Source organism: Streptomyces sp. NPDC102274 (assembly GCF_044766385.1).
GTDB lineage: Bacteria > Actinomycetota > Actinomycetes > Streptomycetales > Streptomycetaceae > Streptomyces.
Genome location: NZ_JBIWLW010000094.1, coordinates 1 through 7,528 on the forward strand (window position 1 = coordinate 1; position 7,528 = coordinate 7,528).

6 protein-coding genes and 2 pseudogenes are annotated in these 7,528 nt (G+C 68.7%); 2 read left to right on the forward strand and 6 right to left on the reverse strand.

Features of this window, described 5'->3' with window-relative positions; genetic code table 11:
- Nucleotides 1-8: 8 nt before the first annotated feature.
- From ACIRQP_RS41635 to ACIRQP_RS41650, 4 genes and pseudogenes are all read right to left on the reverse strand, one after another.
- Nucleotides 9-533, reverse strand: coding sequence for a DUF6188 family protein (locus ACIRQP_RS41635; protein ID WP_403900584.1), 525 nt, complete (start codon nucleotides 531-533; stop codon nucleotides 9-11).
- An 881-nt stretch (nucleotides 534-1,414) separates the two neighbouring features.
- Complete coding sequence (locus tag ACIRQP_RS41640; RefSeq protein WP_403900577.1) at nucleotides 1,415-2,341, reverse strand: NAD(P)H-binding protein; 927 nt, start codon at nucleotides 2,339-2,341, stop codon at nucleotides 1,415-1,417.
- 451 nt (nucleotides 2,342-2,792) lie between these two features.
- Nucleotides 2,793-2,957 (reverse strand): annotated as a pseudogene (locus ACIRQP_RS41645) (IS1380 family transposase); the annotation flags it as partial.
- A gap of 153 nt (nucleotides 2,958-3,110) precedes the next feature.
- Nucleotides 3,111-3,356: a Tn3 family transposase gene (locus tag ACIRQP_RS41650; protein WP_403900579.1), complete on the reverse strand. Its 246-nt coding sequence runs from the start codon at nucleotides 3,354-3,356 to the stop codon at nucleotides 3,111-3,113.
- Between the two features lie 299 nt (nucleotides 3,357-3,655).
- Here ACIRQP_RS41650 and ACIRQP_RS41655 point away from each other — a divergent pair, with 299 nt between their 5' ends.
- Nucleotides 3,656-4,498 (forward strand): helix-turn-helix transcriptional regulator, encoded by an 843-nt coding sequence (locus ACIRQP_RS41655; RefSeq protein ID WP_403900580.1) that lies wholly within the window; start codon nucleotides 3,656-3,658, stop codon nucleotides 4,496-4,498.
- A gap of 154 nt (nucleotides 4,499-4,652) precedes the next feature.
- On the opposite strand, the gene ACIRQP_RS41660 is transcribed toward ACIRQP_RS41655, so the two are convergent.
- On the reverse strand, nucleotides 4,653-6,086 hold the full coding sequence (locus ACIRQP_RS41660) for an aldehyde dehydrogenase family protein (RefSeq protein WP_403900581.1): 1,434 nt from the start codon (nucleotides 6,084-6,086) through the stop codon (nucleotides 4,653-4,655).
- Between the two features lie 127 nt (nucleotides 6,087-6,213).
- The gene (locus tag ACIRQP_RS41665; RefSeq protein WP_403900582.1) at nucleotides 6,214-6,960 is read right to left on the reverse strand and encodes an SDR family oxidoreductase; all 747 of its coding nucleotides are present in this window, start codon (nucleotides 6,958-6,960) and stop codon (nucleotides 6,214-6,216) included.
- A gap of 317 nt (nucleotides 6,961-7,277) precedes the next feature.
- On the opposite strand from ACIRQP_RS41665, the pseudogene ACIRQP_RS41670 reads away from it, so the two are divergent.
- Nucleotides 7,278-7,378 (forward strand): annotated as a pseudogene (locus ACIRQP_RS41670) (IS481 family transposase); the annotation flags it as partial.
- Between the last annotated feature and the right edge of the window lie 150 nt (nucleotides 7,379-7,528).

A 7,528-nucleotide genomic window follows, 5' to 3' on the forward strand; every position in this document is an offset into this window, starting at 1 on the left:
CCGTTTCTTCATGCCCACGACCCCACCGGCACCTCTGTCCGAACGATCACCCGCGCCGCGCACCTCGAACGAGATCCGGTTTGCCACAACGCACTCAGCGGGGTCTGCTCGTCTTGCTGTGGTGGGACTGACCTCAGACCACAGCACGGGGCTCTCTCACCCGGCCCAGAACCGGACCAGACACCGAGGTCTCCGCCGGGCAGTGACACGATGCGCCGTCCGCCTGGTCCTGTGATTTGCCACGCCTCGAACGATGCGTCGGTCGGACACGTCAGATGCGTGCCTTCTTCGAACACCATCCGCAGCGTTCCGGACTTGAACGCGACCGCAGACAAGACCGCCACTCCGAAAAGCGGAAGGACCGCAGCCACGTCCTGGACCTCCGGTGTCAGAACCACGCCGGAATCGGTGCGGATCGACCCGGATGAGAGTCGGGCCGGCGTCTCCAGCGCAACTTCCCAGCCTGAGTCGAGAGTCAGTGTCAGCCGGAATTCGATGCTGACCCTGCTGACGCGCACGCCACGGAGGTTCAGGACCTACCGGTCCTCATGCTCGACTGGTCCAGTTTCATTGCTCGTCACCGCACCATGGTGCGCTCCGCCGCAGACGCCGAGGCATCTCGACGTCGGGCCCTTCGGGGTGCACGTGATCGATTTGACCCAAGACGTCCCCGCGGGAAATGACACGGCGGTGAGACTGAACCCTTCGGACACGCCCTGAGACAACCGGAGAAACTGCAGGTCACGTCGCCGTCCGATGTCATGAGCCGCGAGATCCTACACACGTCGCCCGGCCCTGCAGGTCCACGACCTTTTGAGACGGCGAGCCCCGTCATCAAGCCGGTCCAGGACATCTGAAGTGGGAGAGCGGCCCAGGCCAGAGCCAGCATCACGGCCACGACCAGGTGGGGCAACATGCCCCAGGCAGGCGCCCAAGCCCCGCCATGGGCCGGCACCGTCGGCGACCTCGGCCGCCGACGGCGGTGCCTTCCCGTTGGCCTCGTGGTCGGTCTGCCCGATCATGTGGTCTGTGAGGTTGTGGCCGACTGCGAGCAGAGCCCATACCGATCCGAACGTCGCCAGGGTGGCGACCCGCTCGACGCTCGCCATCGGCACCCTCGGCAATCGCGTTGGCGCAGAGGAAATCCAGCAGGAGAGCTGCGTTTCCGCCGAGGGGTGCCGTACGCGATGTGGCGGGAGTACGACCCTCACCACGACGCCCATTCCGGATTCACCGTGGCTGAGACGGACCGCTGGACGGGCTCTATCGGGACGCGGGGGATACGTCCCGGACGTCTCCGCACTGTTCCCGAACCTCTACCGCCCGAACTCGATCGCGCGAGGGATGGCGTCCGCGCCGGCCGGGCGGCAGGTCGTTCCGCTCTTCGGTAACCTCACTCTGCGCGTCCCAGCACCTACCCCTTCCTGGTCCGCAGTCCTGGCGTGGCTTCAACCAGGCTGTCGAGGCCCGACGGGGGGCGACCCAGGAGTTCCGTCACATCGTTGGTGATCCGGTCGTAGCGGTTCTCCCGGTGCAGTCGGGCCATCGTGGCGATGTGGGCAGTGACATGCGGCGGCAGGCCCAGCGGCTTGAGGTCGCGCTCGACCCATTCGTCGTAGGGCAAGTCGAGGTAGGTCACGGTGCGTCCCAGCGCGTTGGAGAACTCGGCGGCGAACTCTGTCATGTCGCGGGAGACGGCGCCGGTCAGTTCGTAGACCTGGCCGACCGGTGGTGAAGGGTCGAGCAGCAGTCGGGTGACCACCGCGGCCACGTCGCGGACGGCCACCGGCGAGGTGCGTGCGTTGCCGAAGGGGAGGCGGATGGTGTCGTCGCGTTGGATGGAGGCCACTGCGAGCATGCCGAAGAGTGGGTTCTCCATGAACACCGTCGGCCGGATATGGATGACGGGCAGCCCGGACCAGTTGAGGACGTGTTCGGAGAGCCAGTGCAGTCGCTGCTGGGGCGACTCCGCGCTGCTGACGAGGTTCATCTGGGAGACAGTCATCTGCGAGATGTTCACCAGCAGCTCAAGCCGTCCGCCCTCAAGGCCCGCTGCCGCCACGGTTGCCGTGGCCTCCAGGTAGTCGGGCGACGGGCTCATCCCGAAGTAGGCCCTGCGGCACCCCTCCAGGGCCGCCAGCACATCCGCGCCACGTGTGAGGTCACCGACCACCACCTCGACGCCGCCGATGGCCCGCAGAGCGGCGGCGCGGTCGTCGTCGTGGTGCACCAGGGCTCGTACCGGCACCCCATGTTCGCGCAGCTCCGTGACGACCTTCCCGCCCACATTCCCGGTACCACCGGCGGCACCGGTGACCAAGATCGGATCATCGCTCGGCATGGCGTCCTTCCCGCGGTCGAAGACTCATTCCGCTTCTCTTTCTACGGCACGTCGGCCGCCCGCCGGCACGCCTCGGCCGCGACCGCCACCCGACAGGAGTAGCCGCCGCCCGATCACGGCGAGCCGGACTCTGCCATGACCAAGAGAGAGCCTTTAACAAAGGAGACGTCAAGCGGCCTACCAGCCCTGAACGCCACAAGCCCCGATCGCCAAGGCCACAGTCCGGCAGGCAGGTCCGCCCCAGGTCGACTCCGCCGTGGAGCGGAAGGACCGCTTCCCTGTGCTCCCTTAGCCTTGATCCACCGGTTGGTTCTGGAGTTGGTTGTTGAGGCTTGCTGGGCCGGGGGTGGGGTCGCCGACCGGATGCAGGCGTGGGGTATTTGCTGGTCTGCCCAGCTTTTCCACGGTTTCAGCTCCGGTTGCGCGCAGGCGGGCGGGGTGGGCAGGGAGGTCAGGCCGGTTCGGGCGGTGCGTGGACGGTGTCGAACAGGTGCGTCCAGGCGTGCTGCCAGGGCCATCGCCGGGGCAGGTGCAGGGTGAGACGCCGGGCGGAACGCGCGATCCGGGCGGGGACGTTGACCAGGTGGGCGCGGAGGGTGGCGGTGGTGGCCCGGGACCATCTGCTCCCGCCGGGGCTTCTAGGGGCCGTCTGGAGGCCCCGTTACCGGACGGACGACACGGCGGCGCGGCAGATCGTTCACCGCACTGCCGTTGGGGACTTCCGCTCTCGTCGTCCGTGGTCTCCGGGTTCCCGTCGCGCTGCGGGCCGCTACAGTCCGGCGCCGATACCGTCCGTCGTCACGGTCCGCAGGGGCCGGCGGCCTTGCTCGTCGAGTTGGGCGAGCTCGCGTTCGTAGTCCACGGTGATGGAGCCGTAGTAGTTGACCGCGGAGCTGCGGGCTGGGGAGATGTGCGCCAGGACCTCGGCGTCCACCTCGCGGCCCGCTTCGCGCAGTTCGCCGATGGCCAGGCCCAGATACTCGGTGTGCCAGCAGATGACCGCCCTTCCCGTCACCGGATCACTCGTTCAGCCCAACGAGTCAACCGACTCCGTAGCAACAGGCCAGGTCAGCGCCTACTCCGTCGGCGAGGCCGCCCGCGTTGCGCGGGTGACGAGCGGAGGCCCGTTGTGGTGCCACCACAGACCGCCTCTGGTGCGCTCCCGAACCGTATGCGAGAACGTAGTGGCATCACGCAGATCTCTAGAGGTGTATGCCAACACCGGGAGCCGTCCGCAGGGAAATCGGGACCATGGGTTCGTGGCCGCGGCGGGCCCGCGACCACGAACCCATGGTCCCGTAGTACCGTTGCGACATGCAGAATGCCCGAGCCAACGCCTTCGGTGACTTTCTGCGGGCCAGCCGCTCCCGGTTGGAGCCGGCTGATGTTGGGTTGCCCGCTGGTGGTGGGAGCCGCCGGGTCAAGGGGCTGCGACGGGAAGAGGTCGCGGTGCTGGCGGGGGTGAGCGCCGATTACTACACCCGGCTGGAGCAGGGGCGTGAAACCAACCCGTCCCCGCAGGTCATCGACGCTCTCGGGCGGGCCCTGCGGCTGACTCCCGACGGTCGCGCCCACCTCTTCCGCTTGGCGGGAATCAATCCCAGCTTGAAGGCCGGACGTCTCCGTGACCAGGTCCACCCCACTCTGCTGCAGCTGCTCGATGCTTTCCCGTCGTCCGCCGCCTACGTACTGAGCCCCTGCTTCGACATCCTGGCCACCAACGTCATCGCCGACGCCCTCCTGTCTCCCTTCGACGGCGAGACCAACATGCCGCGGATCCTGTTCACGCACCTGCGCGCCCGCGAGGTCTTCCCGGACTGGGCACTGGTCACCAGCGCCACCGTGCACGCGCTGCGCCTCAACGCCGCCCGGTTCACTGACACTCCGGAAATAAACGCCCTCGTCCAGGACCTGCTGACCCGGTCGGAGGAGTTCAAGGCGCTGTGGGACGACCAGGCGGTCGGTGGGCTCACCCGTGCCTACAAGGTATTCGTGCACCCGGACGTCGGCCGCATCGAGCTCACCTACCAGAGCTTTGACGTGCGGGACGCCCCGGGCCAGGAACTCCTCGTCGGTTCAGCGGAACCACAAAGCCGCAGCGCGGAGGCCCTGGCCTACCTCGCGTCCATGACGGCTCCGCGGGGCAGCCACCCGTAACCCAGCGTGTCGGTGATCGGTCCGGACAGGTCGGCCCCGAGGCCGCCGGCGCCGACGGCCGAGGAGACCGTGGCCACGGCGGCGGCAAGGCGGTGCCGTGGCAAGGTGTCGCGGATGATGCCGAAGCAAGCGGCAGGAACGCGCCGCCGGCCTTTCAGACCGTTCGCTTGATTATGAGGGTCTGGGGTTCGGTGAACTCGAGCAGGCCGGCCAGGCCGCTCTCGACGCCGATGCCGGACTGCTTGCGTCCGCCGAAGGGCACCTGCGGGTGCAGGTGCATCACCTCGTTGACCCAGACGGTGCCGGCCTGGAGCTGTTCGGCCACGCGGAACGCGGCGTCGGCGTCGGCCGACCACACCGAGGCACCCAGGCCGTACTCGCTCGCATTGGCGCGCGCCACGGCGTCGTCGATGTCGGTGTATTTCAGCAGCGGCAGGACCGGGCCGAACTGCTCTTCACGGACGATCCGCGCGTCCTCGGGCGGGTTGTCGATGAGGGTGGGGGCGACGAAGTACCCGGGAGTGCCGGCCGTGGGCAGGCCGCCGGCCAGGAAGGTGTGGCCGTCGTCGCGGCTGTCCCGCAGCAGTTCCAGCACGGTCTCGTACTGGCGGAGGTTGGACACGGGCCCGAGTTGGACGTCCTCGCGGGCCGGGTCGCCCACCACGACGGTGCGGGCGAGTTCGGCGAGTTCTGCGGCCATCTCGTCGTAGATGTCCGCATGGAGGTAGAGGCGCTTGATGGCCAGGCAGATTTGGCCGGTGTTGGCGAACGCGGCCCAGAACAGTTGCGGGGCGACCGTCCGGACGTCGACGTCGGGCAGGACGATCGCGGGGTCGTTGCCGCCGAGTTCCAGTGTGATCCGGGTCAGCGAGTCGGCGGCCCCGGCCATCACACGCCGTCCGGTCTGTGTGGACCCGGTGAAGCTGATCTTGTCGACACCGGAGTGGGCGGTGACCCAGGAGCCGAGGCCGCCGGTGCCGGTGATGACGTTGAGGACGCCGGCGGGCAGCACGTCCCGCAGGATCTCTCCCAGTTTCAAGTTGGCCAGCGGGGTGAACGCCGACGGCTTGAGGACCACCGTGTTGCCGGCGAGCAGCGCCGGGCCCAGCTTGAACGACGCCTGCCCGATCGGATAGTTCCACGGCGTGATCGCGGCCACGACACCGACCGGGACGTGCCGGGTGACCGAGTACCGCTCGGCGTCGTCCTGGTTGACCGTCTCCGGCAGCTCCATGCGGGCGGTCTCCCGCAGCCAGTAGGACAATCCCGCGACCTCGGTGTCGGCGACGGCCCGGGGCTTGCCCTGCTCCAGGGTGACCAGGTGGGACAACAGGTCGGTGTGCGCGTCGATGGCGTCGGCCATCACCAGCAGGAAACGCTGCCGCTCGGCGACCGAGCGGCGCGCCCACGCGGAGAACGCCTGCCGTGCGGCAGAGACCGCCTGGTCCAACTGCTCGCGGGAGCAGTCGGGCGCGGCTGCGATGACCGTGCCGGTTGCGGGGTTGACGACGTCGAAGGCCGACTGCCCGTCGAGGGGCAGGCCGCCCACCGTCATGGTGAACTTCAGGCCGGAAAGGTCGGTGTGCATCAGGATCTCCAAACGCGCCCGGCGAAACCGGGCATGGGGTGGGAAGGGGTACGGCGGGGCCGAGGGGGGTGACAGCGCCGTCCGGTCCCGGGCCGGACGGCGCGGTGAACGCGGGCCTGGGCGGGGGTCAGTTCTGGACGGTGGGGCGTACGACGATCTCGTTGACGTCGACTCCGGCCGGCTGGGCGATGGCGTAGCCGATGGCCTCGGCGATCGCGGACGCCGGCAGGCCGATCGCCTCGGTGGCAGCGCGTGACGCGCCCTGCGCCTGCGGGTCTCCGCCCCGGTCGCTGAGCTCAGAGCGGGTGAAGCCGGGGCTCACCACTGTCACGCGCACGTCGGTGTTCTCCTGCCGCAGCCCCTCGGACAGGGCCCGGACCGCGTACTTGGTGGCGCAATAGACTGCCGCGGTCGCATCCACGCGGTGAGCGGCGGTCGACGCGATGTTGATGATGTGCCCCGAGCGGCGTTCCCGCATCGAGGGCAGGACCGCGGCGATGCCGTGCAGCACCCCGCGCAGGTTGACGTCGATCATCTGGTTCCACTCCTCGACGTGCAGAGCGGCCATCGGGGAGAGCGGCATCACACCGGCGTTGTTGACGAGCACGTCGACGCGCCCGTGACGGGTCAGCGCCGCCTCGGCGAAGGAACGGACACTGTCGGGGGCGGTGACGTCGAGTTCGGCGTACTCGGCGCTGTGACCGGCCTCGGTCAGTTCCTTGACCAGGCCAGACAAGCGCTCCACGCGCCGGGCGCCGAGGACCACGTGGTGGCCGGCCGCGGCCAGGTGCCGTGCGGTGGCCTCACCGATCCCGCTCGACGCGCCAGTGACCAGGACGATCTTGCGCTGGGCAGGGGTGGACAGGGTACCCATGGGGGAACCTCCGGAGTCGGGTGGGTTTCGTTCGCCGGCGATTGCCGACATCTCGAGTCTTCGCCCCCGCGTCCTACCGAAGAAGGCCGCGCTGCCCTGGGTGCCGCACACCCACCCACCCGCTCGGTGGCCACCTGCTGCCCGAACGGGATGTGTGGGCCGCCGACCTGGGTGCCTGCCGTTCAGCTATCGGCGCCGTCCGCGCTGCGCATTCAGAGGCCGCAGCACGAATGGCTCCAACAGCGGGTCGTTACCCAGCCGTTTCCACGCCCGCGCGGCGAGACTGCGCCAGGCACTCAGACTCAGAGCAGGAACGACGCGACTGGCTCCACACCTACAATCACCACCGCGGACACACCGCACTCAAAGGCCAACCACACGCAAGCCGGTCCCCAACCTCACAGGGCAATACACCTAGGCAGTCGCTGCCTTCCTCACCGAGCACCCCCGTGGGAGGTCCGCGCAGACGGACCACTGAGGTGACCCCCGTGGCGTGGACGCACCTGATAATGGTTCTTGATGGTCCGGGAGGGTGTAGATCCACATGGCACGGCGCTCGAAGTACGGT

What these genes read in the sequence shown, in the direction of transcription:
- ACIRQP_RS41640 (WP_403900577.1), bottom strand. Translation starts at nt 2,341, where the DNA reads ATGCCGAGCGATGATCCGATCTTGGTCACCGGTGCCGCCGGTGGTACC.
- ACIRQP_RS41660 (WP_403900581.1), bottom strand. Translation starts at nt 6,086, where the DNA reads ATGCACACCGACCTTTCCGGCCTGAAGTTCACCATGACGGTGGGCGGC.
- ACIRQP_RS41655 (WP_403900580.1), top strand. Translation starts at nt 3,656, where the DNA reads ATGCAGAATGCCCGAGCCAACGCCTTCGGTGACTTTCTGCGGGCCAGC.
- ACIRQP_RS41665 (WP_403900582.1), bottom strand. Translation starts at nt 6,960, where the DNA reads ATGGGTACCCTGTCCACCCCTGCCCAGCGCAAGATCGTCCTGGTCACT.